Source organism: Legionella maceachernii, assembly GCF_900167045.1.
Classification (GTDB): domain Bacteria; phylum Pseudomonadota; class Gammaproteobacteria; order Legionellales; family Legionellaceae; genus Tatlockia; species Tatlockia maceachernii.
On sequence record NZ_FUXJ01000003.1, the window covers coordinates 81,395 to 106,446 of the forward strand.

Below are 25,052 nucleotides of genomic sequence, written 5' to 3' on the forward strand. Positions count from 1 at the left end.
ATGGACGATAGGTATTCTAACTACTATAGTATAGTAAGAAGAGTAAAAGTCTATTTATAAAAAGTAAAAATTATGAAAAAACAGCAAGGTTCCAGATTAATTACCATTTTTTCGCGTATATTTAACGTAAGGGCATGGATAGATTTTGATCGTATAAAGTCATTTACAGTCTATCTAGCAGATGGCTTTAGGAAAATGTTCGTGCCGCAGAAACTTACTGGCCCTGGAGAGTCATTTGAGGATGCTATGTTGAGGTTAAACATCAGTGAGAAGGAGCTTCAAGATAAAAAAACAGCGTTGTACCGGTTAAGCCTTCTGATGTGTGCGGCCGCTCTATTTATTTTTGCCTATGCAATCTACCATTTGGTTTATGGGGGTTACAAGGCAGTGATAATTAGTTTGGTAGTGATGCTAATTGCTTTAGTTCTAGCTTTTCGATACCACTTTTGGTATTTCCAAATCAAGGAACGAAAGTTGGGTTGCACTATGCAAGAATGGTATAGGAAAGGCCTGTTAGGTGAAAAATGATGAAAAAAATAGTATTAATCGTACTGTCCTTGCTTTTCCCAGCATTGGCTTTTGCCTCATCTCCAAGTGGTACTGGATTGAGTTTTGCTCCTCCGCCCAGTGACGTGTCGGTTATATTCCTAGGAAACATCTTTGGCATTGTGGATGGCGTATTACATGGCACCGGCAGCCAAATCATGGGACAGATGTTTGGCGTATTTAACTCCGCTGTGTTAGCACTAGGCGGTATCATTATTATGTATACCTTGCTCGTGTCGACAATGAACACAGCACACGAAGGCCAAATGTTAGGCCAGAAGTGGTCATCCATATGGGTTCCCCTACGCTCTACCTTAGGTTTGGCTTTGCTCATCCCCAAAGCCACAGGGTATTGTTTAATGCAAGTTTTTGTAATGTGGATTGTGGTGCAAGGGGTGGGGGCGGCGGATAAAGTATGGGGTGCGGCGTTAAGTTATTTAAATCGGGGGGGCGTGATTGTCCAGACGAACATGACGCCATTTACTTTAACCAGTAGTGCGTCGACAACAGTTGCCCAAGGCGCTTCGACAATCCTCGCCGGCCAGGTTTGTATGCTGGGTCTGCAAACCGTGCTCCAAAATCAACAAAAACAATTTCAAAACGCTAAGCAATCAGACTCTGGTGCCTGTGCCGGTTCACCTTCCCAAACCATGCAAGATTTTTGTAATTCGCAAATCCCTGATTTTCTGAGCACAGTTAATGCGACAACAGTGCAAAGTTTAAATGCAAATAACACCACCCAAAATTATTCTGTACCTATGCCTAATTTTTCTGGTGGCCCTTACGCGTTTTTAAATGGTATCTGCGGTAAAATCACCTGGGCACCACTTAACACGAGCAGTATCAATTCGATTAACACACTAAGCCAGAGCGATATTCAAACAGTACAACTGTCAAGAGCAGCAGCAGTTCAACAGATGTATCTTGATTTGGCGACTGTTGCGCAAATCATGGTAAATAATGACCCTCAATTGAACCCGCCAACGATGGGTTCTCAAGGTATTCCCACTACGGCAACAGAACCTTTTGGAATCCCTCTCTTAAATACGGGAGGGCCTTGTACAACAGTGAGCGCCAACTGTACCTCATGGGGAGCTCCAACAACTGCCACAAGCGCATTATTTAGTGGTACAGAGTTCTTAGGGGCGATTTCAGATTACAATGGTATTATGTTGCCTACCCTTAATTTAATGCAGCAGGCGGGTAATGCACAAAACGCAAGTAACCTCCGTGCCTTTATTCAACAAGCAAACTCCCAAGGATGGATAATGGCGGGTAGCTATTTCTTTAACCTGGCTATGTTAAATGCTTCGGCAATCAATAATGCGAACCTCACCGACACGAATACAGGACTTGATGGTAGTTCGTTTGATCCCAGTCAACCGACCTCTGCTTTCGGTAGTAATGGCAATATTGGGTGTTCTGGGAATTATGCCACCTTATGTACCTGGCTGACCGGTGGTATTCCGAATACGACGATAATTCAACAAGCCTCAAACTCTGTTGGAAACATTATTACCTTGATTAATGGTTCAGGGCTCATGCCAACTCTTTCTCCCCCTAATTTTAGTCCCACCAGTACTCAGGCAATACCAACTCCTGGGGCAAATACTGTTTTTGGCTTTGCTAATAATTCCAGTATGGTTAATTTGCCAGGTCAGCCAGGATTAACACCTCCGCAGTTTGCAATGAAATTTAATATCGATATCAATCTGGGGCAATTCCAATTGCAATCGCAAGATTTCCCTTGTGGAAGCGTTAAGATCTTGTTCTTTAGTTTCTGCTTAGGATCCTTGCTGGGTAATATTTTCTATAACCTTATTATTAAGAACCTATTCAATTTCTTCCTAAGCATGGTTGCTCCAATTATTAATGCTGTCATTATGAGTTTCCTAGCAGCGCCTTTGCTTGGTATCGCGCAGATCTTCCAGCAAGGGGTTGCTATTATCCAGCAACCCACGGTTAATCCCGTTGTCGCCCTTGCCAATATGGGTGTCAACTACATTAACTTTGCTAATGACTTATGGGTTTTACTGATTGGTTTGTCGGTGACAACTGTCATGATTCCTCTATTTGGAATATTTATCTTCCCGCTGATTGCATTAGCAATGCCGCTATTACTTTCTTGGATGGGTGTGATGGTAGGCATAGGTTTTATTACTGCCTATTATATCCCGTTTTTACCCTACATGATTTTTACCTTTGGCTCGATAGCTTGGCTCATGGCAGTGATCGAAGCCATGGTTGCAGCGCCCATTGTCGCTTTGGGAGTTACCCATCCTGAAGGGCATGAGGCCTTTGGTAAAGGCGAACAAGCGATCATGATTATCCTGAATGTCTTTTTGCGTCCAGCGATGATGATTATCGGATATATCGCTGCAATAGCGCTGTCTTATGTGTCGGTATGGATTATTAATGCTGGGTTTGCCAACGCAGCAGCCTTTATTCAAGGTACCGCGTCAGGAACGCAATGGAATTATAGCGCCCAAAACAATATGCAATCCCCTTCAAGTTGGTGGCAAGATACGAAATCTGCTGGTCAAGGGGTAGCTAATTCTGTGCCTACCAGTGGTAATAATTGGACGGGAGGCACTACATCAACAGGTGGGGCTGCTGGTCAATCGGCTGCACAGGCTGCTGCGCAAGCTGCAGCTAATAACTTTAGCTCGATGAATACGGGTTACAGTGGCTGGGCAGGCATTTATGGCTTTTTCTTCGCGGTTCTAATCTACACAACAATGTACCTTATTGTCGTGCAGAAAGCTTTCACCTTGATCACTATTTTGCCCGACAGGGTGTTACGTTGGATTGGAGGACAGCCTGAAAGTTATGGCGGTGAGGCTGCTCAATGGGGTGAAAAAGCAGAAGGTAAGGTAGAGGCAGGTGGTAAGGAAACAAGTAAGGCAGCCTCTTCTAGGGATTCACAATTGCAAGGTTATGCTGAAAAAGGCGTTGCAAAACTTAAAGGCGGCTCATCTAAAGGTAAAACCGATGTTGGGCTTGGACCTGATGCTGGTGCAAGTTAAGATTAGCAAAGTGAAAGAAGGCCTGGATACACAGGCCTTTCTTTTAGATGGGGTAGTCCCAAGCCTCTAATAGCGCAATGCCTTTCGTGCTTAGGTACCTCGCCGTTAATTGGGTAGAAGTGATTCCAGCTCTTTTCGTATTTTTTTAAATGAGGTGGTAGGTAAATAACGCTTTAAAACTCTTCCCTGCTGATCAACTAGAATTTTAGTAAAATTCCAAGGAATGAATTTCAAAGGCTTTTTTTCGATATGTTTAGCAAGATAAGCATACAAGGGTGCTTGATTTTTCCCTTTTACATCAATTTTGGCAAATAATGGAAAAGTAATATGAAAGCAACTTTCTGCAAAATGTTGAATTTCTTTATTGGAACCAGGTTCTTGATGTAAAAATTGATCACAAGGGAAACCCAATATGGTCAATCCTCGTTCTTTAAATTCACGGTAAAGGATTTCAAGTTCACTGTATTGAGGAGTAAAGCCACATCGGCTTGCTACATTCACGATAAGCAATACCTTTCCTCTATAAAGTTCTAGGGTGGTGTTTTGTCCATCAATAGTGGTTACTTCGGTGGTATAAAACGCTTGAGGATTTTTATTCATATTTTTCCTGATCAATAAGGTTTAACATCGATAGAACTTCAGCATATCTTGCAATCCGTAAAAAGCGAAGATGACGCTGTTGAATGAAACTACCGGTCCACGGCAGGTAGGCAAATCAAGTCTCCTAGTGCTCAAAATTAGAGGGGGGTTAAGCGGTGAAAAATTATTTTTTCTTCTCATTTTCTGATAAATAGTTATTAACATAGGTGGGTAAATGAGTTTGATTCGCTTCATTGCCGTAGTACAAAGGTAATGAATGAAGTAATTCGGGAGTACAGTAGGTGTGTTGTCTGGGAAAATATTCGAAAAGTAATTGCACTTTTCCGGCCATTTCCTCTCCAGCGATTTCTTTAATGAATTCAAAGGCTAAATCAATGCCGCTTGAGATACCCCCTGCTAGCCAAATCTTGTCATTCTTAACAATACGTTCCTCCACAATGTGTATATCCGGAAGTAAAACGGCTTCAGGGAGGGCGCGCCAATAAGTGGTGATGGATTGATGATTAAGAAGACCTGCTTTGTGAAGAAGGAACATACCTGTACACACTGAGAGAATATACTCAGCATTTTGCGCTTGCTGTTGTAGAAAAGAAATCATTCGTTTATTTTCAATTTCTTTAAGCCTTCCGGTTCCTCCCGGGACAAGCAGGTAATCAATTTGAGGCGAATTGGTAAAAAGATAATGCGTTTTTAAGCTAATGTCATTCATGCACTGGACATAATTCCCTTGCTCAGAAATGAGGAACATTTCAATAGGCGCTTTTAATGTATTTCGCCAACAAGCAAAGACCTCCCAAGGACCAATAATATCCATTGCTTGCGCATTCTCATAAACAACCACACCCAGTGTTTTCATCCATTTCTGCCTTTAGAGGTTCCATAAAAAATGCTTGCGTTGGGTCAGTTCACCCTAGTTAACTTGAACTATTTTTCTGCAAGCGGAATTTTTCACGCGATCAGTTTTTACGCTGTAATAATTGCCTTTTTCAATATCCGCACAAATCAATTCTGGACTGAGTGAATTTAAGCACCCTGCTAAATGACGTCCCTCGCATTCTGGAAAAATACCTTCCCGATGAATAGCCGTATATTTTTCGTCCTCCCATCGCTCAACAGATGAGGTGTAGTAAGTGGTAAAATTACTAAGGAGTTCACTTTTATCCAATGTAAAGAGTTTAATTGCTGAATTATTATGGTGAATTCGGCTAATAGAAGGGGTCGAAAAAGCATAGATCGTTTGTACTTGATCGAGGTTAAGCTTTCGTATTTCGTCCATATGCGAATGAGAGGTAAGTAAGGTAATCTGTTGGTAATTTGCTTGATTGCGCTTTAAGATCTGTACAAATCGATTTAAATAAGTTTCTTCCCAGTAAGGGTTTCCCTGATAGTCTTTTCCGGGCGGCATGTGCATGGCAATAAGAAGCTGTTTTGCTTGATGGTGTAACAATTGGCCTTGAAGCCAAGATAATTGTGCTGAGGCCTCTTCTGCTTGATTAGGGTATTTATGCTGATGTGCGGAAAAATCGGCAAATTGTATTGAATTTAACGCGATGAACAGGATGTCGTGATTGTCAAGGATAACATAACTGGAATAATATCCTCCATCGTACATGTGATCTTTGTTAATGAGTAGATTTTCACAATAGGCGCAAGCTCCATTCCAATTTTCTGCAAGATTCAGGGGCGAATAGCCATTATCTGAAAAAGGTTGATAGTTACCCAATAAAGAGTCGTTATTGCCCACCACATAAAATAGAGGTTTAGCCGTGGTATTGGCTTGATATAAGCTTTGAAAAACTCTCTTTTCATAAATCTCTTTTTCAGAGGCTGGGTAATTACCATGCGTTGGCATATCACCTAAATGAATGACAAAATCCACTTTTTTCGTCAGTTGGCTAAACTTGTTCATTGCCAGTTGCAATAAATGATCATCGGTGTCATAGCCTTCGCCTGAGGGATTTTGGCTACTGTAATGAATATCAGAAATGGTTAAAAAATGAGTGGATGCATAGTTAGTATGGACTATGAAAAGAAGGCCTATTATACGAAAAATGAAAGAGAGCATAGGAACTTATCAGAATTTAAGGGGGCAAAAAAATCCTAAACGATTTATTGTATTTAAGCAAGGAAGATGCTTGGCTAGCTATTACGTGCGGCTACCTGCTCTGACAAAAAATTTTTAATCCCTTGAATTAATAATCTATACTTTATAAGGCAAATTTAGGGATAAGGAAGCCACCATGAAACAGCAATCGCTTCTCGACTACCAAACATTAGCAGCGGATAGCTTTAAAGCAATGGCAGCACTCTATCAAACCATCGTCAATTCTGGATTAGAACAACGGTTACTCAGCCTAATATTTTTACGTGCCTCTCAGATTAATGGTTGTGCGTATTGCTGTGATATGCATTCGCAGGAGGCGCTAAAAAGAGGAGAAAATGAACGACGTCTACACACATTGACTGCCTGGCGCGAAACGGCTCTTTTCAGTGAGCGAGAACGAGCTGCTTTGGCATGGACAGAGTCAGTCACTTTGGTGCATCAAACTCATGTTCCCGAACACGAATTTAAAGCATTGGAGGCCCATTTTTCTTCTAAGGAAATTGCGTATCTTACTTTTGCTATTGGCTTAATTAATGCCTATAACCGCCTGGCAATTAGTTTTCATAACGTGGTGGAATGAGGTTATCGTTGGTACTCTTTAGTGCCAGCGATAATCAGTTTATAAACACGCTCAGAAATAACGCCTTGTTCGAATTTATTTTTAGCATCAACCGTCATAAGCTGCCCACGTTGCCGTACTAATTTTCGTGTCATTGAAGTGACTTCATTGGGATCGCCTTCTAGCAAAGCATCGCGTACTTCTTCATCAAACACAAGGTATTCACGCAAGGCAACGCGTTTGCCATCCACCGTGGGGACTAATTTCTGCCAAATACAAAGTCGAATTGTCTCCAAAATATCAATAGTCCGGCCAAGTCGCTCTTCACCCGCAAATGAAGTCACTAAACGGCGCATCGTCTCAGCCACTCCCGAAGTGTGTAGAGTGGTGTAAACGGGATGGCCTGTTAATGCGGCTTCGAGTGCAGCGCTGATCGTCTCAGCATCTCGACATTCTCCAACCATGATTAAGCGGGGTTTTCGACGAAGCGCATTACGCACCCCATCGGCAAAGTCTGGCAAATGGCGGGGAATTTCTGATTGACTTACGACTGCTGAAATGGTTTCAATTTCATCGTAAACGAATTCAATGGGTGACTCGTAGGTTAAGACTTTGCGATGCGAGTCTTCGGTCTCAATCAGTTCGCGAATGATGGAAGCTAAAAGGGTAGATTTACCAGAGCCGGTTGCACCTGTAATAAAGACAATTCCTTCCTGGGGTGCAATAGCTTCGAGAATATTTTGCGGTAAATTCATTGTCTCTAACCGGGGAGGCGTCGTAGGAATGGTTCTTAAGGTAATTTGTATCGCATCATGGCCTTCAACCAAGCAGGCAGTGGCGTTCACGCGATAGCGATAACGTACGCCACGATTCGGGCGGAATTCATAGTGGGTATCGATATCCTTACCTGAAAGCAACTGGGTAGTGGCATTAGGTCCGTAAATTGAATTAATCAAATCCCCAAGCTCAGTATTTGAAAGCCGGCGGTTGGTGATTTGCAACAATCTTCCATAGACCTCGGCATAGATAGGCTCGCCTGTCTGAATGGTGATATCAGAGGCACTGAGATTCTCTGCGTGCTGTAGCATTTTATCCATGAAAACAGGAGAAAAACGCGTCGGCTCGTCTGGCATTAAATTAGTGTTAGTCATATCAAATTAATATTTGTCACGATCAGTTGTGTTTACAGGCGCTATGACCGGCTGCCATGCTTTGCTAGTAATTATAATTTTAGTGTTTTGTGCTAATTTTTCCATGTTTTTGAACTTTTCTAGTGCATTTTCGTCTTTAGCAACCGGAGCAATCCATTCTTTAGCATTAACATTAAGCAGAGGAAGGGCAGTAATTCGTAACACTCTGTCGTCAATATGCAATTCATTGGTATCCCCTGTGACTCCTAAATCAGTGTGAGAAACATAGGGAGGAGAAACCATGTTCATCGCGAGTAATTTTCGATATAAAATCATTCCAGTATAGTCTTCTTTGATACGGGCAATGCTCTCTTCGAGGATAGTGGCTGCTTGTTCAATACCGTTTTTCCAACCTTTTTCAACGTAATAATCCCAAACCTGTTTTTCTCTTCTTGTTTTAGGAAGTAAAGCCGCATTGGGGTATTCAGGTTGTTGGTAATCCATCCATAAATATTGTCGCCAGTTGGGAGCAGTGGTGACGAAGCGTGCCTGTTTAGCGATTTTATAGGTGCGATTAGAAATACGAATAGTTTGTGTATCGGCTAAATTAAAGGCATTACGCCCCTCAAGCAATACGGGGGGCAAAATATTATGCTCGAGCAAGAGCGCATTAAAATCATATATGGCGTCGAGTCTACGTGCTAACCGAGTTAATTGATCATCAATCATTCTGGCGCGCCAGGCTAGCCCGGATTGCGCCCCTATGCTCAGGGCCGTTTCTTTTAAAGCGGTTTCCCTAATTTTGTTATTTCTTTTCTTTTTACGCGTCTTTTTCTTCTTATGCTGGACATTTCCCATGGCTTGTAATCCAGCGAGTGAGGCAGTGTTGCCCGGGAGCTGATCAGTATTGTTGCGACTACAGGCAACTAATAATAAGGCCAAGCAAATGATAAAGAGGTTACGAATAAATTTTGGCATAGCGTAATTCAACAACTTGACTATTTGGATAAACATGGATGTTGGCTTTCTTTCCAGCTTGATAGTCAATATCACGCAAGATTTCAGCTAAGCTTTCATCCTTAACATTAAGATCAATTAAAACAGGGACCGCAGGCTCTTTTCCTAAAACACGAAAACGAAAATGTGCCGCTTTGGCGATTCGTGCGGTTAATTCTTCAATGGGACCAGACCAATCGACCGAAGCTCTGGCTTGCAAATTATAAGCATTGGGAATGGTCAAAACGTTGTCTCGTTTAGGAGGAGTAATCACTTTTTCCACTTTGGCCATTTCTAACATGGAATCGCTTACCGATACGGCAGCTTCTGCAAGTTTAATCGTTGCATCATCGCTAGGCGCATTCATTGGCGGTTTCTTAAAAATCTTTATGCCACCACATCCATTGAGCATAATTACCGCAAAAATAAGTATGAAAAACTTGTTGATCATCTTATGAGCTTGAAATCGAGAAGTACTGCACTGATTGAAACAGGAGCATGGTTTATTGTCAAGCAGAATAAGGTTTAGAGATAACTGACCTGGGACAAAACAAAAAAATAACGGTCATCATTCAGTGATTTTTTCATAAAGCCCGTAATGAACATTCCCGGCTTGTTTTGCTTTTTTCTCTCGCCAAACAAGAGGATCGAGATGCGGTTTTTCGGCGGATTCAAGATAAACTAAACCGCCATGGACCAACAAATTGGAATGCGCTAAGAAATTGAGGCATTGGGGTAGGTAGTTTGATGTAAAAGGAGGATCAAGGAAAACAAGGTCAAAACGCTCTGTTGTTTGTTGAAAATAATCCTCTGCCTTAGCATGAACGACCCATAGGCAATGGGTGTTGAATGATAAGGCTATTTGTTTAAGGTTATTGTAGACTTGAGAAGAAGATTCAACGAGTACCACTCGCTTTGCTCCGCGTGAAAACGCTTCAAAACCGAGGGCTCCACTGCCAGCAAATGCATCGAGGCAGCGGGCATCGCGAATGTCGTGCATGAGCCAATTAAATAAAGTTTCTTTGACACGATCGGGGGTTGGCCTTAGCCCATCGATTGGAGGGAAATGCAATTTTTTCCCTCGATATTGGCCGCCAATGATACGAACTGTTTGCTTCACATTTTACCTACTGCGATAACGAGCATCTTGTTGGGATGAATATTTCTTTGCAGCGCCTGTTTTATTTGCGTGGTGGTGACGGCATTAATACGCGCGACATAGGTATTCAAATAATCGTTGGGTAAATGATAGAAGGCAATGCGTAGCAGCATGTTTGCGATGCTGGCACTGCTTGATAAGGATAAGGGAAAACTACCCATTAAATATTGTTTAGCATCAGCAAGTTCTTTTTCAGTCGGCCCTTCCTTGAGGTAAGTGGCTAAGATGTCTTGCGTTACTTTTAATGCAGTAGCCGCTTCTTTGTTTTCAGTGGATAAGCTAATGATAAAAGGGCCGTTACCTGGCATAGGCATGAATTGGCTTGTAACACCATAGGTTAACCCCCGTTTTTCTCTTACTTCATGGGAAAGTATGGAAACTAAAGCCCCTCCACCCAAAATATAATTGCCTACAGTGAGTGGAAAATAATCGGGATCATGATGATCAATGCCAATTTCGCTTAGCCGAAGCATCGTTTGTGAAGAAGGAAAATCAATGGTTATATTTTCCCCTGTTTTAAGTGCTGGGGCTTTAGGGATTGTGGATGCAGGCTGTCCTTTGGGCAATCCTGTTGTTATTTGCTCAGCAAATTGATGGGCTGTCGCCGAATCAATTGCGCCAACAATGACGACTACCGCATTTTTTCCAACAAAATATTGTTTGTAAAAATTTCGTACATCTGTCGTACTCATTGCGAGCACAGTGTTTTTAGTACCGCTAATGGGGTGGGCATAAGGATGATTTAAGTAGAGTTTTTCAAAAAGAATTTGATTAGCAACATCCTCAGGAGATTCTTGTGTTTGAGCAATCGCTAATAGTTGTTGGCTTTTTTCTCGCTCGAATGCTTCTTTGGGGAAATCAGGCTTAGTGATAATTGCGGTGAAAATGCCCAATGCCTTTTTCATCGCGTCAGGGTTGGTGAGTGTTTTGAGATTTAAAACAGCCATATCGCGGCTGTTCTCACTGATAAACTGAGCTCCTGTATCGGCCAAATGTTCTGCAATTTGCGTGGCATCCATTCCTGCATTGCCTTGATTGATCAGATTGGTAGTCAAGGTGCTAAGCCCGAACTGGTTACCATCGTAAGCAGAGCCTGCTGCAAAGGCAATACTGATATTTAGCATAGGGACTTCATCGGCTCGATAAAAAACAACGCGCGCTCCGTTAGTCGTTTGCCATTGTTCTGTTTGAAAGGTATTTGCATAGAGCGGTTGCGCTAGAGCAAATGCGAGCCCTGCTACTAGAATGTGTTTTAAAACGCGTAATTGGGATGATAACTTCATTCTTGTTCCTCAGGCGGTAAAGGAATTAATTGTGCTTCAGTCATTGCATCATCTTTGAAATAACGTTGGGCAACTTGTTGCACTTGCTCAGGGGTAACGTTGTTAATGAAAGTAGTGTAAGTGTCAGCTCCTTTCCAGCCAAGACCAATGGTCTCCAACAAACCCAGCTCCATGGCTTGGCCAAAAATAGAGTCTTTTTCATAGGTCTTTTGTGCAATGAGTTGTGTTTTAATCCGCTGCAATTCAGCGGGTTTGACGAGCTCAGTCTGTAGTTGCTTAATCTCTTTTAGGATAGCCGTTTTCACATCATCCAGCGTATGAGATTGCGAAGGGGTACCTAAAAAAATAAATTGCGTGGGGTAGCGAGTATACAGATTGTAATAAGTATTTGCATCGCTAGCGACATGTGTACCACGAATAAGATTTTTAGCAAATCGTGCACTTTCACCCGCACTTAGAATACTTGCGATCACCTCTAACGCGTAAGGTTCCCAAGCCGTTTTTGCTGTTTTTGTGCTAGGGACAGAATAGCCAAACATCATTAAAGGGAGTTGGGCGGGGGCATAAATTTGTACTGTTTTAGGACCTAATGCAGGTGGTTCAACTTGAGGTTTGCGTTCATAGTGGGTTTGTTTGCTGATGGGACCAAAATACTGTTTGGCTAACTGATAGACGTTATCTGGATTAACATCACCCACTACAACCAAGGTGGCATTATTGGGAGCATAGAATCGCTGATACCAAGATTTTACGTCTTGAATAGTCATTTGGTGTAAATCGCTCATCCAACCAATCACTGGATGATGATACGGTGCTGTTAAATGAGCAGCGGCCAAGTAACGCTCAAAAGCAAGTGCTTGCGGGTTGTCATCGGTGCGTAGGCGCCGCTCTTCACGTATGACTTTAATTTCTTTTGCAAATTCGGCTTCGTTTAACAGTAGATTTTGCATGCGGTCTGCTTCCAATTCGAAACTAATCGGCAATTGATCAGCCGCTGTCTTTTCAAAATAAGCCGTATAATCATAATTAGTAAAGGCATTTTCTTGACCGCCAACAGCAGCAATGGTCTTTGAAAAGGCGCCTAGAGGGTATTTTTCAGTCCCTTTAAACATAATATGCTCTAAGGCATGAGAAATACCCGTTATGCCACCAGGTTCATCAGCAGATCCTACGTTATACCACACCATGGATACGGCAACAGGGGCACGATGATCTTCCTTTACCAGCACTTTTAAGCCATTATCCAAGGTAAATTCTTTTACTTGGCTGTATGATGCGCAAGAGAAGACGGCTAGAAACAGGAACAGGTATTTTCGGTGAAAAATAGAGAAGTGACGTTTTCGTTCAAAAAACGCACGAAACTTCCCTGTCGCTCGCGAAAGCCTTCCAGGGCTTTCGGGGTTTTTGGCCAAAAACCTAACTTCTCTATTTTTCATTGAGGGGTTCTGAATGAATAATAGAATGCGCACAGATTAACTCCAAAGCAAAAAAAGTGATAGAATTCCATATTTCCTTCGTTTTGTATACCTTATGATTAAATGGTTTAAAAGAAATCAGGGTGAGAGCACCCCAGAAGAACCGCCTGTTGAGGTTTCACCCGTACTTACTGAAGAGCAGCATTATGAGGATAAATTGGCTCATGCTCCCAGTTCTCCTAGCGATGAAGCGCCAAAACAAGGCTTCTTTGCGCGTATTAAACGCGGATTGACTAAAACACGTCAACAATTTGGCGATGGAATTGGTCGATTATTGCTTGGGAAAAAAGAGATTGATGCTTCTTTACTGGAAGAGCTAGAGCTTATCTTGCTGGGTGCAGACTTAGGCGTTGAGACGTCGCAGTCCATTTTAAAGCAGCTGAGTGAGGGGTTGGCAAGAAAACAATTGGCTGATGGCAATGCTGTTTTTCAAGAGCTGAAAAAGCGTTTGGAGACCATCTTATTAACCAGCGAAAAGCCTTTGGAACTAGAGACCCCCGATAAATCACCGTTTGTTATCTTATTCGTGGGTGTGAACGGAGCCGGTAAAACAACCTCCATTGGTAAAATGGCTAAACAATTTCAGCAACAAGGCAAGAAGGTGATGCTGGCAGCTGGAGATACTTTTCGTGCCGCTGCTGTTGAGCAACTGCAAGTTTGGGGTGAGCGTAATCAGATACCCGTCATTGCTCAACATACAGGAGCAGACAGTGCCTCAGTGATTTACGATGCTTTGCAAGCAGCGAAGGCAAGAAATATTGACATTTTAATTGCCGATACTGCTGGTCGCTTGCATACTCAAGGCAACTTAATGGAAGAGTTGAAAAAGGTGAAGCGAGTGCTGCATAAGCTCGATGCCAGTGCGCCACACGAAACCATGTTAATTTTAGATGCAAGCATAGGACAAAATGCACTTAATCAAGCGCGTCAGTTTCATCAAGCTATTGGGGTTACAGGTATTACCATGACAAAGCTTGATGGAACTGCAAAAGGTGGAATTTTGTTTGCTATCGCGAATGAATTAGGGATACCATTTCGTTACTTAGGTGTCGGTGAAGGAATTGACGATTTGCGTCCCTTTGATGCCCAGCAATTTGTCAGAGCAATTTTTAATGATGATTAGATTTGACCAAGTGAGTAAACGCTATCCAGGAGGCTTCGAAGCATTAAGCCAGGTTAATTTTTGCTTACAAAAAGGAGAAATGGTCTTTTTAACAGGTCATTCCGGGGCAGGCAAAACAACTTTCCTAAAATTAATTGCTATGCTTGAGCTTCCCTCTTCCGGTCAACTGATAGTCAATAATGTCCGTTTAAATCAATTAAAAAAACACGACATTGCTGTTCACCGAAGCAGCTTAGGCATTACATTCCAATCGCCTCACTTATTAAATGATAGAACGGTGTTTGATAATGTTGCATTACCCCTGCAGATTCAAGGGATGACCCCAGTAATGCTCGCTAAGCGAGTCCATGCTGCACTTGATATGGTGGGTTTATTAGCGAAAGAAAAAATGCTGCCTGCGCATTTATCGGCGGGTGAACAGCAACGGGTAGGCATTGCTCGTGCAGTAGTGCATAAACCTTCCTTATTATTGGCTGATGAACCTACGGGTAATTTAGATCCTAGCCTTTCAACTGAAATCATGAAGCTTTTTGAGCAATTTAACCAAGTCGGAGTGAGTATCCTTATTGCTACTCATGATCTTGCCTTAATCGCTCGCATGAAACACCGTATTGTGATGTTAAAGGGAGGCCGGGTATGTTAAATAATCTGCGCGCTTTGCTTTCTTATCATTTGCAAGCAGCCAGCAGTAGCCTTAATCTTCTCTGTCGCCAACCTCTAGCCACAACAATGACTGTGGTAGTGATTGCTATTGCATTGACTCTGCCTACACTGTTTTGGGTCTTTACTGATAATCTTGCTCAATTAACTGGCAGCTGGCAGCGGGGTGGTCATATTTCGTTGTACCTTAAATCGCCTCTTTCAGCAGAAGAGGAGTCAGCATTATTAGAGCGTGTGCAGGCCACGGCAGGGGTTGGTCATGCCAGCCTAAAATCTGCCGTCGATGGACTTGCTGAATTACAACAGCAAGAGGGGATGCATGATATCATGCGCTATTTACCCGAAAACCCGCTACCGGCTGTTATTGATGTGGTCCCCTCCCTTTCTATGAATTCACCGGCGCAGATGGAGCAATTATTTCTTCGTTTGAAAAATTTTTCTCAAGTAGAACAGGCTAAGCTTGATATGCAATGGATCAATCGATTACATGCCATTTTAAGTTTTATCAGTAAAACTGCGCATGCTCTTATTGCTTTACTGGCTTCTGCCGTAGTGCTTATTGTGGGTAATACCTTGCGGCTAGCAATTCATAATCGTCACGAAGAGATTCAAGTTTTAAAATTAATTGGTGCGACAGACCCATACATTGCTCGGCCTTTCTTGTATTCGGGAATATGGTATAGCTTAGCAGGTGCAATTCTTGCCGTGCTTTTTGTTAACATCTTTATGCTAAGTCTTGCCGTCGCAGTAAAACAATTAGCATCTGCGTATCAGATGCATTACCCTATAACCAGTTTATCTGTTAAACAGGCTTATTTACTGGTGTTTATCTCTACTTTGTTGGGTTGGCTAGGAGCTAGATTATCTGTAAAAAGACAACTTGCTTCTATTGAACCCTATAACTGATCTATAATAAATTGATCAGTTATTAATGTGCTATGGTTTTTACTTATTACGGAGGTAATAGCATGAATCAGCAGTTACAGCTGGCGTCATTAAATTTGCCCATAGGCAGTTTAGATGCTTACATCCATCGGGTTAATCAGATTCCGATGCTCTCTGCTGAAGAAGAATATGAATGCGCAGAGCGCTTTCATAATCAAGGTGATTTGGAGGCGGCTCGTCGCTTAGTCCTTGCGCATTTACGCTATGTTGTGCGCGTAGCGCGAGGTTACTTAGGCTATGGTTTGCCGCTGAATGATTTAATTCAAGAAGGCAATATCGGTTTAATGAAGGCAGTAAAACGCTTCGATCCCACAATGGGGGTGCGATTAGTTTCTTTTGCCGTCCATTGGATAAAAGCGGAAATCCATGAATTCGTCCTAAAAAACTGGCGAATTGTCAAAGTGGCTACGACAAAAACGCAACGCAAGCTATTCTTTAACCTTCGTCAAATGAAAAATCGCTTAGGCTGGTTTAATACGGAGGAAGTCAATGCAGTGGCCCGCGATTTAGGCGTAAGCCCTGAGGATGTATTGATCATGGAGCAACGACTGAATGCCATGGACACTTCTTTTGACGCGCCTGTCTCAGATGATGAGGACGAAAGCTTTAAAGCGCCTGTTCATTATTTACATGATACCAATAGTGATCCTGCCCATTTAATTGAACAAGAGACAAGCGATGAACATGGCCGTGAGCAATTATTCTCGGCTTTGGAGCGTCTCGATGAACGCAGTCAGGATATTTTGCAGCAACGTTGGTTGGCAGACGAAAAAGCGACTTTACACGATTTAGCAGATAAATACGGTGTTTCTGCAGAACGGGTACGTCAATTAGAAAAAAATGCCATGAAAAAACTTCGCCAGTACATGGAAGCGGTTGCATAAGAATAAAAACTGACTAAAAAAGGTTAGGGTCTGTCAACAGACCCTAACCTACTCTCCAAAAAAGCAATGTCACTGATTACCAATACCCATATCGAAACCAAAAATGAGTAGGTCTGTTGTGCACGACTACGTAGTTACGCGGTGGAGCCCAGCGGTGAAATTTGGGGTATCGCCATGGATTTCCATAATAATGGTTGACTCTCACTTCCTGAACGACAGGATAAGTGTGGTGATAAGCAAAGGACGAACTGGAGAATAGGGCAGATAAGCCTAAAGTACCGCACAAAAGCCATTTCTTAGTTCTCATTGTTACATCTCCTCGATTGCAATTAATATCAGACTAGTCTAGGAAATGAATGTAATAGGAATATAACAAGAGCAACAATAATTGTAACAAGCTTGTTACATGTTGGAGTCCAAATGATTTAGCCCAATAAACGAGTGAGTTTGAGTTTCGTTGCTTCATCAGCAAAAGAGGATTTAATTGCCATTGAGGTGAAATCACTCATTTTGCTATCAGAGTATTGATAAGTTTGCTGTACTCTTTTGTATTCTTCGGCCAGATTGGTATGAAAAAAAGGCGGATCATCTGAACCTAAACTTACCGAGATACCTGAGGCCATCAGTTGAGTTAAGGGGTGCTCCAACATATCTTTAAATAGCCCCAAGGCAATATTGCTGGATGGACAAATTTCGAGTGCAATACCGCGCTCTTTTAATTGGGTGAGTGTTTCTACCGAATGCATTGCTTGGACACCATGGCCGATACGCTTGATGGGGAGATGCTTGATTGCTTCAAGCATCCCACTAGCTGGAGCAAATTCACCCGCGTGAACGGTACAGAGAAGACCTCCTTCAGCGGCAATTTTAAAAGCTTTTTGAAATAGTTTGGGTGGATAATTGATTTCATCTCCTCCTAGACCGAAACCCACAATATATGGCATTGTTTCTTTAATCGCTTGTTTTGCAACTTTAGTCACTGCCTCCGCGCCGAAATGACGGACAGCAACAATTATAATTCGACCTATGATATTAAATTGCGCTTCGGCATCATCAATTGCTTGTTGAATCGCTTGTAAATGCTCAGTGGAGGGAATGCCACTTGAACGTTCAGCGTGATCTGGAGAGTACATCATTTCCACATAAATTGTATTTTGTAAGGCATTCTCTTTAAGGTAATCAAAGGTAATGTCGTAATAATCACGTGGTTGTTTTATCACTGCGGCCACTTCATCGAATGCTTTAAGAAAGCCAAGAAAATCGGGATAAGAATAACTTTGGCCATCAGAAGCAATTAACGCTTTTGGAAAAGAAATCTGATTTCGTTTAGCCAATTTTTGGGCTAAATCTGGCTTAATAGTTCCCTCTAGATGGACGTGTAGCTCAGCTTTCTTTATTGTCATGATGCCCTTCCTAGATGCTATAATTCCAATATAATGAAGATGGCATCTTCCGCTAAAAACCGATAAAATTGCCATCTTGTATTTAGTATATGCTATTTAGGATAGATCATGCGTAATAACGATATCGATAAGGCTTATGTGAGCCCATACGACCAATTCCTTTTCGAGTTTGATGCTAAACATGAAAAGTCAGCGTCTCAAGAACAGGAAATTAAAAAGCATGCACGCATTTCCTATCTTCGTGATCATGCTCAATCAAAAGATGCTAAAGGCGAAATCTGGGAGTCTTTTTAGTCGCGCTGGAATTAAATATGCGTCCTGGGCCGTCTATGGGCAGCAGTTCCTTGCATCGTTGGGTCACCTGGTGGGTAAGAACCGCATTACTCATAAAAACAATGATCAATGAATTTGGGAAAAACAAACAATGTCTTCAGAAATGGTTCACACAAACCAAGCATTACAAGATATTGTAGCGACAGATGGCGTTTGTTTTGGTTGTGGCGCCACAAACAAACAAGGATTGCAAATTAAAAGCCATTGGGATATCGATGGTGAGCATGTGATTATGAAATATACGCCAGATGAACGTTATGTTGGCTGGCCATCACTGGTTTATGGTGGTTTAATCAGCTGCCTTATCGATTGTCATTCGAATTGGACCGCCATGGCAAATCATTATCGGGCTGAAAATCGAGAGCCAGGGACTTTACCGCGTATTGATTGCGTAACAGGCTCATTAGGAATCAAGTATATTAAGCCAACACCTATGGGTGTGCCGCTGTTCCTTAAAGCACGCGTCGAAGGAGAAATTGGGCGTAAAACACGAATCCTTTGTGAGGTTTATGCAAACGATGTATTGACTGTTTTGGGAGACTCTATTTTTGTTAAAGTCGATATTGGTCATTTAGCAAAAAGTGCGTACTCAATTTAATCATTACCTATTCAAAGAGCAGAACTTGACTTTTAATGCCCTATTTAGCGCAGGAATTTTACTTATCTTAAAAAGCGATGAAACCTCTGTGCTGACTCAAGAGGCTGATAAAGCCCTTTATCAGCCTAAAAAATAGGGTAGAAACCGCATTGTCCATGTGCAACAAATAGACATTATTAGCCAATAAGATAATGCAACACTTTAAAAGCCAAGATCGTTAATAACGAGGCCACCGGTAGTGTTAATATCCAGGACATGAAAATATTTCGAATGACGCGCAGGTTCAACGCACCAATACCACGCGCTAATCCGACGCCTAATACCGCTCCCACGAGGGTCTGGGTTGCTGAGACAGGAATACCTGTGCTAGTAGCCACTACCACTGTTGTTGCTGCAGCCAAAGTGGCGGCAAAAGCGCGGCTTGGGGTTAAGGCAGTAATGGAGCTACCTACGGTTTCAATGACCCTTCTGCCGTAAATTAAAAAGCCTGCTATTACCCCTATACAACCCAATAAAATAATCCATGCCGGATAACTGGCGGCACCAATGGGTTGGTTGGCATGTATGACCAAACTATGAACAATCGTAAGCGGGCCCACTGCCAAGGCAACATCGTTTGAACCATGGGCAAAAACCATGGCACAGGCAGTTAATGCCATCAATACCGCAAAATACTTTTCAACCTGAATGAAGCGCTCTCGCCGTCTAATCCTTGGCATTTCTGGAATACGTCGGATAAAACTCATACCAATAATGGTGATAGAAATGCTTGTTGCTAAAGTTACTGCTAAATCTTGCTTCAAATTCAAGTGAATATGAAAATGATTCAACCCTTTAAATACAGTAATAAAAGAGAGAATAGTACCGACTAAAAAGAGATAGATTGGTACGTATAATTTGGCTTTTTCAAGAGGGTCACTTTTAATGAAGATGACTTGTTGAATGCTGACAAAAAGAGCGTAAGCTGTGATTCCCGCAATAAGTGGAGAGGTTATCCAGCCTATAGCGATGTGAGAGACCTGTTGCCAGTGAATGGCATTCGGGCCTAAAACAACAGAACCAAAACCTACCATTGAGCCTACCAACGCATTGGTAATGGAAACCGGCACTCCTAAGTAGCTTGCGAGATTCATCCACACTGTACAAGCCACCAAAACGCCCAGCATGCCTTCAATCAAAATTAAGGGCTGGTTGGATAATTCGCTGCTATTGATAATGCCATCTCGCATTGTCTCGGTAACACCGCTTCCACCAAGAAAAGCACCCGCAAATTCAAAAACAATGGCAATGATCATCGCCTGTTGAACAGTAATCGCTTTTGAGCCCATTGTTGTGCTCATGACATTAGCCAAGTCATTTGCACCCACTCCCCAAGTCATGAAGAAGCAGAAACCAATAGCGATAAAAAGCAAAATAAGAGAATAATCCATGGGAATTTACTACCTAGCAATGAGAATTTGCAGCCGACCGCCCACTGTTTGGGCATGATCGGCCAAGTCACCAATCCATTGAACTAGCTTGTAGAGAAAAACTATTTCAATTGCAGGTAAATCCTTTTCCAGCTCAAAAATACGATGTCTAATGTCAGCTAGCTTCTCGTCACTGTCGTGTTCTATTTCATCAAGAGTCATGATCATTTCTTCAACGATTTTCACTTCATTACCGCGAAAACCACTTTCGAGCAACTCATCTAGCTCATTAATCGCTTTACACGCTTGTTTAGAAGCATCTAAGCAACGGTGTAAAAAGGGAATAAAAACAGAAGCCAGATTATCGGGAATGATCATTCGCCTACTTACGATAAGACCAGCGATGTCTTGCGCTTTGTTAGCAATACGATCTTGAGCGCTTAATAACTCGAGCAAATCAGTACGAGAGACTGGAAGGAAAAGCCCGGTGGGCAAATGCAATCGGAGATCACGCTTAATTACATCCGCTTCTTTCTCAAGAGCGGATATCTTCTTCTTTATACTTTCAGCCGTTTGCCAATCTTGATTGAGTACGGCTTCAAAAAAAGGATCCAGTTGTTTGGCACATTGGTGTGCTTTACGCATGTGTTGTTCAATGGGCCTAATAGGCGATGGCCCGAACATATTAAATATGCTACCCATTATAAATACACATCGGTAAGAAGATTTCGGCGATTATAACTAAACTTTGATCAGAACAAAACAATTTCTGCTACACTTGAAAAGGAGTTTGTATTCCGAGGTCTGAGCAGGAGAAGCATATTTATTATGAAGAAAAGGATCTTCCTCTGGATGTTTATTGCCATTACTGCGTTTGCACAACCGACCATGATGACTAAAGTCATGCAACTGAATTATCAAAATGCGGATCATATCATTCAACTCATTCAACCTCTGCTTGAAGAGGGTGAGCAAATTAGTGGTTCAGGCCAAACGTTAGTCGTAAAAGTCTCTCCAGATACAATGACGCAATTGCGTGCGGTACTTCATAAACTTGATCAGCCTCCTGTTACTTTTCAAATCAGCATTTACCAAGGTGATCCCGATTGGTTAAGTCAAAATGGCGATAATGCCATTACTATTACTACTCCTTCTCATTCGGATCAGTTGCAACATCAAACAGTAACAGTAATGAATGGGGAATCCGCTTTTGTAAGCACTGGCGAGGATCAACCTGTCTTGAGCTCTGCCGGTATTGGTTTTTGGGGGGCGGGCGTATCTTATGATAGGCGATTAAAGCAAAATGGCTTATTGGTAGAGCCTACTTTACACAGGCAGCAAGTGAAGCTTAAAGTCCGTCGTATCCGTGAACAAAATAGTCCTGTGGTTAACCAACAGTTTGACAGCCAACAAATGGTGACTACGGTGATGGTGCCTTTAAACAAATGGATGCCATTATTCAGTCCACAAGGGAGCGAGCCTGTGGATTCGTCAACAATAATTATCCGAGCAGGTAACCAATTTATCCAAAACTCCACCCTCTATATTAAAGTAAATCCCGTACAACAACCGGTTTCTAATAATAATTGAGCATTGACAGAGGTACTCTATGGCAAAGGAAAAAGATAAACTTGTTGAGCAAAGTGAATCAGAATCTGTGACCTCCGCATTCTCAGTGGAGAGGGATCTGGCTAATTTGCTCACGGGCACACAAAAATTAAGCGATTTATTTAATTTTCTTGACCGTTTTTTTCAAAGCAATCTTGCGAAAGTAACTGCTGGCATAAGCCCTGCTGCATTAATCAGTGCTTATGGCTCTTGGCTTTCTCAATTAGCCATAAGCCCGGGACGACTATTAGAATTGGCGCTTTACCCAATTGTCCACTCTCAAGATTGCACGAATAAAATTTACTGTGAGGAGCGAGCAAGCGATGGTAAAGATGTGCGCTTTCATACGGAGAATTGGCAATATTTACCCTGGCGCTTTTTAGCAGAAAGTTTTTTACAAACGGAAGACTGGTGGAAAAGAGCCACCTCAAAATTGCCTGGAGTACCTGTACCTGCTTCACGTGTCGTTGCCTTTTGTACGAGGCAAATTTTAGATGCTTTATCGCCTTCAAATTTTGTGCTCACAAATCCTGATTTATTGAATGAGACAATAAAATCTCATGGCTTTAATCTCATCCATGGGACCAAGCTCGCTATGGAAGATATACTCGGAAAGCTAGCCGGTGTTCCTCCTGCCGGTGTAGAAAATTTTATTCCTGGTAAACAGGTGGCGATTACACCGGGTAAAGTAATTTTTAAAAATCGACTTATTGAGCTGATTCAATATGAACCTCAGACGAAAACGGTTTACAAAGAACCTGTATTGATGTTACCTGCTTGGATTATGAAATATTATATTCTTGATCTTTCTCCTCACAATTCCCTGGTGAAATGGCTTGTTGAACAGGGGCATACGGTGTTTATCATCTCATGGCTTAATCCAACCTCAAAAGATCGTAATTTAAGCATGGATGACTATTATCGACTCGGTGCTATGGCAGCTATTGATAAGGTTTCTTCCCTGTTGCCAAGAAGAAAAATACATTTGATGGGATATTGCCTTGGAGGAACGTTAGCGATTATTACGGCAGCAGCCATGGCGAGAAATAAGGATAACCGCTTAAAAAGCCTCTCCTTATTAGCAGCTCAAGGGGATTTTACCAATGCCGGCGAGTTGATGTTATTTATTACTCAAGGAGAAATCGCCTTTCTTAAAAACATGATGTGGGAGCAAGGTTATTTGGATACCAAGCAAATGGCCGGCTCATTCCAAATGCTTCGTTCTTACGACCTCATTTGGTCTAAAATGATTCATGATTACATGAACGGTCAGCAAAGAGGGATGATTGATTTACTGGCTTGGAATGCGGATGCGACACGTATGCCGAGTAGAATGCATAGCGAATACCTTGAAAAGCTTTTTTTGCATAATGATCTTGCGGGAGGACGCTATAAGGTTGAAGGAAGGACGATTGCTCCCGAAAATATTCACCTTCCAGCTTTTGTAGTCAGTACAGAAAAAGATCACGTTGCTCCTTGGAAGTCGGTGTATAAACTCCATTTAATGTTAAATAGCGTCATGACTTTTGTTTTAACAAATGGCGGCCATAACGCGGGAATTGTGAGTGAGCCCGGGCACAAAGGACGCGGTTATCGCATTCATACACGAAAAAAAGAAGAACCTTATGTTGATCCTGAAACTTGGTTTGAAATTGCGCAAACAAAAAAGGGATCATGGTGGTTTTCTTGGCATAAATGGCTAGTTAAACAATCTTCTCCTAAACGTGTGGCTCCACCTAAGCTGGATCCTTCCTTACCTCCTGCGCCTGGAACTTATGTATTGCAAAAGTAATTCTAATCATCAACAGTTTATGCATGAGTAAATTTAAAGGGATGGGTTTCTCATTGCTTGACATTACTCCTTGATAGAAAAACAATAGCCCCTCAGATCACTTGCTGAGGATAAATAATGCAAATAGCCAGTATTAAAGGACGTGAAATCCTTGATTCACGAGGTAATCCAACAGTAGAAGCCGATGTTATTTTAACGAATGGGGAAATGGGGAGAGCCAGTGTTCCCTCAGGTGCTTCGACGGGAAGCCGTGAAGCTTGCGAGCTGCGTGATAAAGACATGTCCCGTTATGCTGGAAAGGGAGTACGCCAAGCAGTTGAACACATTAACCATGAGATTAACCAAGCCCTCACAGGATTTTCAGTTAAAGACCAACAGCAAATCGATGAGTGCCTATGCCGTTTAGACGGTAGCGAAAATAAATCTCGTTTAGGAGCGAATGCGCTTCTTGCTGTTTCTCTAGCCAGTGCTCGTGCTCAAGCGAATGCGGCGAGATTGCCGTTATTCCAGGCTCTCAATCAGGGCGAGTCTATGTCAATGCCCGTGCCCATGATGAATGTACTCAATGGCGGTGCGCATGCTGATAATAATGTGGATATTCAAGAGTTCATGTTAATGCCGGTAGGGGCTCCCGATTTTTCGACGGCATTGCAAATGGGGGCGGAAATTTTTCATGTGCTGAAATCAGTGCTCAAAAAACAAGGATTAAGCACAGCAGTAGGTGATGAAGGGGGTTTTGCACCGGATTTAAAATCCAATCGCCATGCTTTGGATATGTTAGCGGAGGCAGTAGAGCAATCGGATTATAAATTAGGTCAAGACGTGGTGTTTGCCTTGGACGTCGCCGCTTCTGAGTTATTTCGTGATGATTTTTATCACCTCTCTTCTGAAAATAAAAAGCTCAGTAGCAGTGAGTTAATTGATTATTATAGTGATTTACTCTCCAGCTATCCTATTGTTAGTATCGAAGACGGTTTGGATGAGCACGATTGGCAAGGCTGGCAACAGCTAACTGCTCGTTTTGGTGCTAAATTGCAACTAGTGGGCGATGATTTATTTGTAACGAATGCGCGTATTTTACAAGAAGGCATTACCCAGAAAATGGCAAACGCCATCCTAATCAAACCGAATCAAATTGGCACCTTAACGGAGACCCGACAAGCAATTGCGCTTGCTCATAATAATGGTTATCGCTGTGTCATGTCTCATCGTTCTGGAGAAACAGAGGATGCGTTCATTGCCGATTTAGCGGTAGCAACTGGATGCGGCCAAATAAAAACAGGGTCTTTGTGCCGTACCGATCGTATCGCTAAATATAATCAGTTATTGCGTATTAATGAATCAGCTTCTATTGCTTATGCAGGACGTAAGGTTTTAATAGGTCAATAAGATATCGACTAGGTGAAATCAAAGTGTTAA

General features: G+C 42.2%; 25 protein-coding genes. 12 read left to right on the plus strand and 13 right to left on the minus strand.

Going from position 1 to position 25,052, the window contains the following annotated elements; genetic code table 11:
• Positions 1-72 precede the first annotated feature (72 nt).
• Positions 73-528 carry a type IVB secretion system protein IcmV gene (gene icmV, locus B5D33_RS02075; RefSeq protein ID WP_058452683.1) on the plus strand — a complete coding sequence of 152 codons (456 nt, stop codon included), beginning with the start codon at positions 73-75 and terminating at the stop codon, positions 526-528.
• Positions 528-3,572 carry a type IVB secretion system protein DotA gene (dotA, locus tag B5D33_RS02080; protein ID WP_058452684.1) on the plus strand — a complete coding sequence of 1,015 codons (3,045 nt, stop codon included), beginning with the start codon at positions 528-530 and terminating at the stop codon, positions 3,570-3,572. The genes icmV and dotA overlap by 1 nt, the downstream gene beginning before the upstream one ends.
• A 105-nt stretch (positions 3,573-3,677) precedes the next feature.
• On the opposite strand, the gene B5D33_RS02085 is transcribed toward dotA, so the two are convergent.
• The 3 genes from B5D33_RS02085 to B5D33_RS02095 all read right to left on the minus strand — a co-directional run bounded on the left by B5D33_RS02085 (position 3,678) and on the right by B5D33_RS02095 (position 6,237).
• Entirely contained in the window at positions 3,678-4,172 is a 495-nt protein-coding gene (locus tag B5D33_RS02085) for a glutathione peroxidase (RefSeq protein WP_058452685.1), read from the minus strand.
• Positions 4,173-4,335: 163 nt separating this feature from the next.
• Positions 4,336-5,028: a DJ-1/PfpI family protein gene (locus tag B5D33_RS02090; RefSeq protein ID WP_058452686.1), complete on the minus strand. Its 693-nt coding sequence runs from the start codon at positions 5,026-5,028 to the stop codon at positions 4,336-4,338.
• Positions 5,029-5,082: 54 nt separating this feature from the next.
• On the minus strand, positions 5,083-6,237 hold the full coding sequence (locus B5D33_RS02095; protein ID WP_058452687.1) for a metallophosphoesterase: 1,155 nt from the start codon (positions 6,235-6,237) through the stop codon (positions 5,083-5,085).
• A 175-nt stretch (positions 6,238-6,412) separates the two neighbouring features.
• Here B5D33_RS02095 and B5D33_RS02100 point away from each other — a divergent pair, with 175 nt between their 5' ends.
• Positions 6,413-6,856, plus strand: coding sequence for a carboxymuconolactone decarboxylase family protein (locus tag B5D33_RS02100; protein ID WP_058452688.1), 444 nt, complete (start codon positions 6,413-6,415; stop codon positions 6,854-6,856).
• Between the two features lie 2 nt (positions 6,857-6,858).
• On the opposite strand, the gene dotB is transcribed toward B5D33_RS02100, so the two are convergent.
• The 6 genes from dotB to B5D33_RS02130 form a co-directional block, all read right to left on the minus strand.
• Complete coding sequence (dotB, locus tag B5D33_RS02105) at positions 6,859-7,968, minus strand: Dot/Icm type IV secretion system ATPase DotB (RefSeq protein WP_058452689.1); 1,110 nt, start codon at positions 7,966-7,968, stop codon at positions 6,859-6,861.
• 24 nt (positions 7,969-7,992) lie between these two features.
• Positions 7,993-8,943: a type IV secretion system DotC family protein gene (locus B5D33_RS02110; protein WP_058452690.1), complete on the minus strand. Its 951-nt coding sequence runs from the start codon at positions 8,941-8,943 to the stop codon at positions 7,993-7,995.
• Complete coding sequence (gene dotD, locus B5D33_RS02115) at positions 8,924-9,412, minus strand: type IVB secretion system lipoprotein DotD (protein WP_058452691.1); 489 nt, start codon at positions 9,410-9,412, stop codon at positions 8,924-8,926. The genes B5D33_RS02110 and dotD overlap by 20 nt, the downstream gene beginning before the upstream one ends.
• 117 nt (positions 9,413-9,529) lie before the next feature.
• Positions 9,530-10,081 (minus strand): 16S rRNA (guanine(966)-N(2))-methyltransferase RsmD, encoded by a 552-nt coding sequence (gene rsmD / locus B5D33_RS02120; protein WP_058452692.1) that lies wholly within the window; start codon positions 10,079-10,081, stop codon positions 9,530-9,532.
• Positions 10,078-11,403 carry a M16 family metallopeptidase gene (locus B5D33_RS02125; RefSeq protein ID WP_058452693.1) on the minus strand — a complete coding sequence of 442 codons (1,326 nt, stop codon included), beginning with the start codon at positions 11,401-11,403 and terminating at the stop codon, positions 10,078-10,080. Before B5D33_RS02125 ends, rsmD begins: the two co-directional genes overlap by 4 nt.
• A complete protein-coding gene (locus tag B5D33_RS02130; protein WP_234802443.1) occupies positions 11,400-12,650 on the minus strand; it encodes a M16 family metallopeptidase in 1,251 nt (416 codons plus the stop codon). The genes B5D33_RS02125 and B5D33_RS02130 overlap by 4 nt, the downstream gene beginning before the upstream one ends.
• A gap of 283 nt (positions 12,651-12,933) precedes the next feature.
• On the opposite strand from B5D33_RS02130, the gene ftsY reads away from it, so the two are divergent.
• From ftsY to rpoH, 4 genes are all read left to right on the plus strand, one after another.
• Positions 12,934-14,001 (plus strand): signal recognition particle-docking protein FtsY, encoded by a 1,068-nt coding sequence (gene ftsY / locus B5D33_RS02135; protein WP_058452694.1) that lies wholly within the window; start codon positions 12,934-12,936, stop codon positions 13,999-14,001.
• The gene (ftsE, locus tag B5D33_RS02140; RefSeq protein WP_058452782.1) at positions 13,994-14,644 is read left to right on the plus strand and encodes a cell division ATP-binding protein FtsE; all 651 of its coding nucleotides are present in this window, start codon (positions 13,994-13,996) and stop codon (positions 14,642-14,644) included. The genes ftsY and ftsE overlap by 8 nt, the downstream gene beginning before the upstream one ends.
• On the plus strand, positions 14,638-15,567 hold the full coding sequence (gene ftsX / locus B5D33_RS02145; RefSeq protein WP_058452695.1) for a permease-like cell division protein FtsX: 930 nt from the start codon (positions 14,638-14,640) through the stop codon (positions 15,565-15,567). Before ftsE ends, ftsX begins: the two co-directional genes overlap by 7 nt.
• A gap of 62 nt (positions 15,568-15,629) precedes the next feature.
• A complete protein-coding gene (gene rpoH / locus B5D33_RS02150; RefSeq protein WP_058452696.1) occupies positions 15,630-16,490 on the plus strand; it encodes an RNA polymerase sigma factor RpoH in 861 nt (286 codons plus the stop codon).
• A 76-nt stretch (positions 16,491-16,566) separates the two neighbouring features.
• Here rpoH and B5D33_RS02155 read toward each other — a convergent pair whose 3' ends face one another.
• Together B5D33_RS02155 and B5D33_RS02160 are read right to left on the minus strand one after the other, a co-directional pair.
• A complete protein-coding gene (locus B5D33_RS02155; RefSeq protein ID WP_078767302.1) occupies positions 16,567-16,797 on the minus strand; it encodes a hypothetical protein in 231 nt (76 codons plus the stop codon).
• Between the two features lie 118 nt (positions 16,798-16,915).
• The gene (locus B5D33_RS02160; protein ID WP_058452697.1) at positions 16,916-17,893 is read right to left on the minus strand and encodes an adenosine deaminase; all 978 of its coding nucleotides are present in this window, start codon (positions 17,891-17,893) and stop codon (positions 16,916-16,918) included.
• 108 nt (positions 17,894-18,001) lie between these two features.
• On the opposite strand from B5D33_RS02160, the gene B5D33_RS02165 reads away from it, so the two are divergent.
• The gene (locus tag B5D33_RS02165) at positions 18,002-18,187 is read left to right on the plus strand and encodes a CBU_0585 family protein (RefSeq protein WP_058452698.1); all 186 of its coding nucleotides are present in this window, start codon (positions 18,002-18,004) and stop codon (positions 18,185-18,187) included.
• A gap of 130 nt (positions 18,188-18,317) precedes the next feature.
• The gene (locus B5D33_RS02170) at positions 18,318-18,824 is read left to right on the plus strand and encodes a PaaI family thioesterase (RefSeq protein WP_234802437.1); all 507 of its coding nucleotides are present in this window, start codon (positions 18,318-18,320) and stop codon (positions 18,822-18,824) included.
• Positions 18,825-19,000: 176 nt separating this feature from the next.
• On the opposite strand, the gene B5D33_RS02175 is transcribed toward B5D33_RS02170, so the two are convergent.
• Both B5D33_RS02175 and B5D33_RS02180 read right to left on the minus strand, forming a co-directional pair.
• Positions 19,001-20,254 carry an inorganic phosphate transporter gene (locus B5D33_RS02175; RefSeq protein ID WP_058452699.1) on the minus strand — a complete coding sequence of 418 codons (1,254 nt, stop codon included), beginning with the start codon at positions 20,252-20,254 and terminating at the stop codon, positions 19,001-19,003.
• Positions 20,255-20,263: 9 nt separating this feature from the next.
• Complete coding sequence (locus tag B5D33_RS02180; RefSeq protein WP_058452700.1) at positions 20,264-20,935, minus strand: TIGR00153 family protein; 672 nt, start codon at positions 20,933-20,935, stop codon at positions 20,264-20,266.
• A gap of 126 nt (positions 20,936-21,061) precedes the next feature.
• Here B5D33_RS02180 and B5D33_RS02185 point away from each other — a divergent pair, with 126 nt between their 5' ends.
• The 3 genes from B5D33_RS02185 (at position 21,062) to eno (ending at position 25,022) form a co-directional block, all read left to right on the plus strand.
• Positions 21,062-21,823, plus strand: a complete 762-nt coding sequence (locus B5D33_RS02185) for a type II/III secretion system protein (RefSeq protein WP_115304869.1) — start codon at positions 21,062-21,064, stop codon at positions 21,821-21,823.
• Positions 21,824-21,842: 19 nt separating this feature from the next.
• Positions 21,843-23,633: a PHA/PHB synthase family protein gene (locus B5D33_RS02190; RefSeq protein WP_078767303.1), complete on the plus strand. Its 1,791-nt coding sequence runs from the start codon at positions 21,843-21,845 to the stop codon at positions 23,631-23,633.
• 117 nt (positions 23,634-23,750) lie between these two features.
• On the plus strand, positions 23,751-25,022 hold the full coding sequence (gene eno, locus B5D33_RS02195; protein WP_058452702.1) for a phosphopyruvate hydratase: 1,272 nt from the start codon (positions 23,751-23,753) through the stop codon (positions 25,020-25,022).
• The last annotated feature ends 30 nt before the right edge of the window (positions 25,023-25,052 follow it).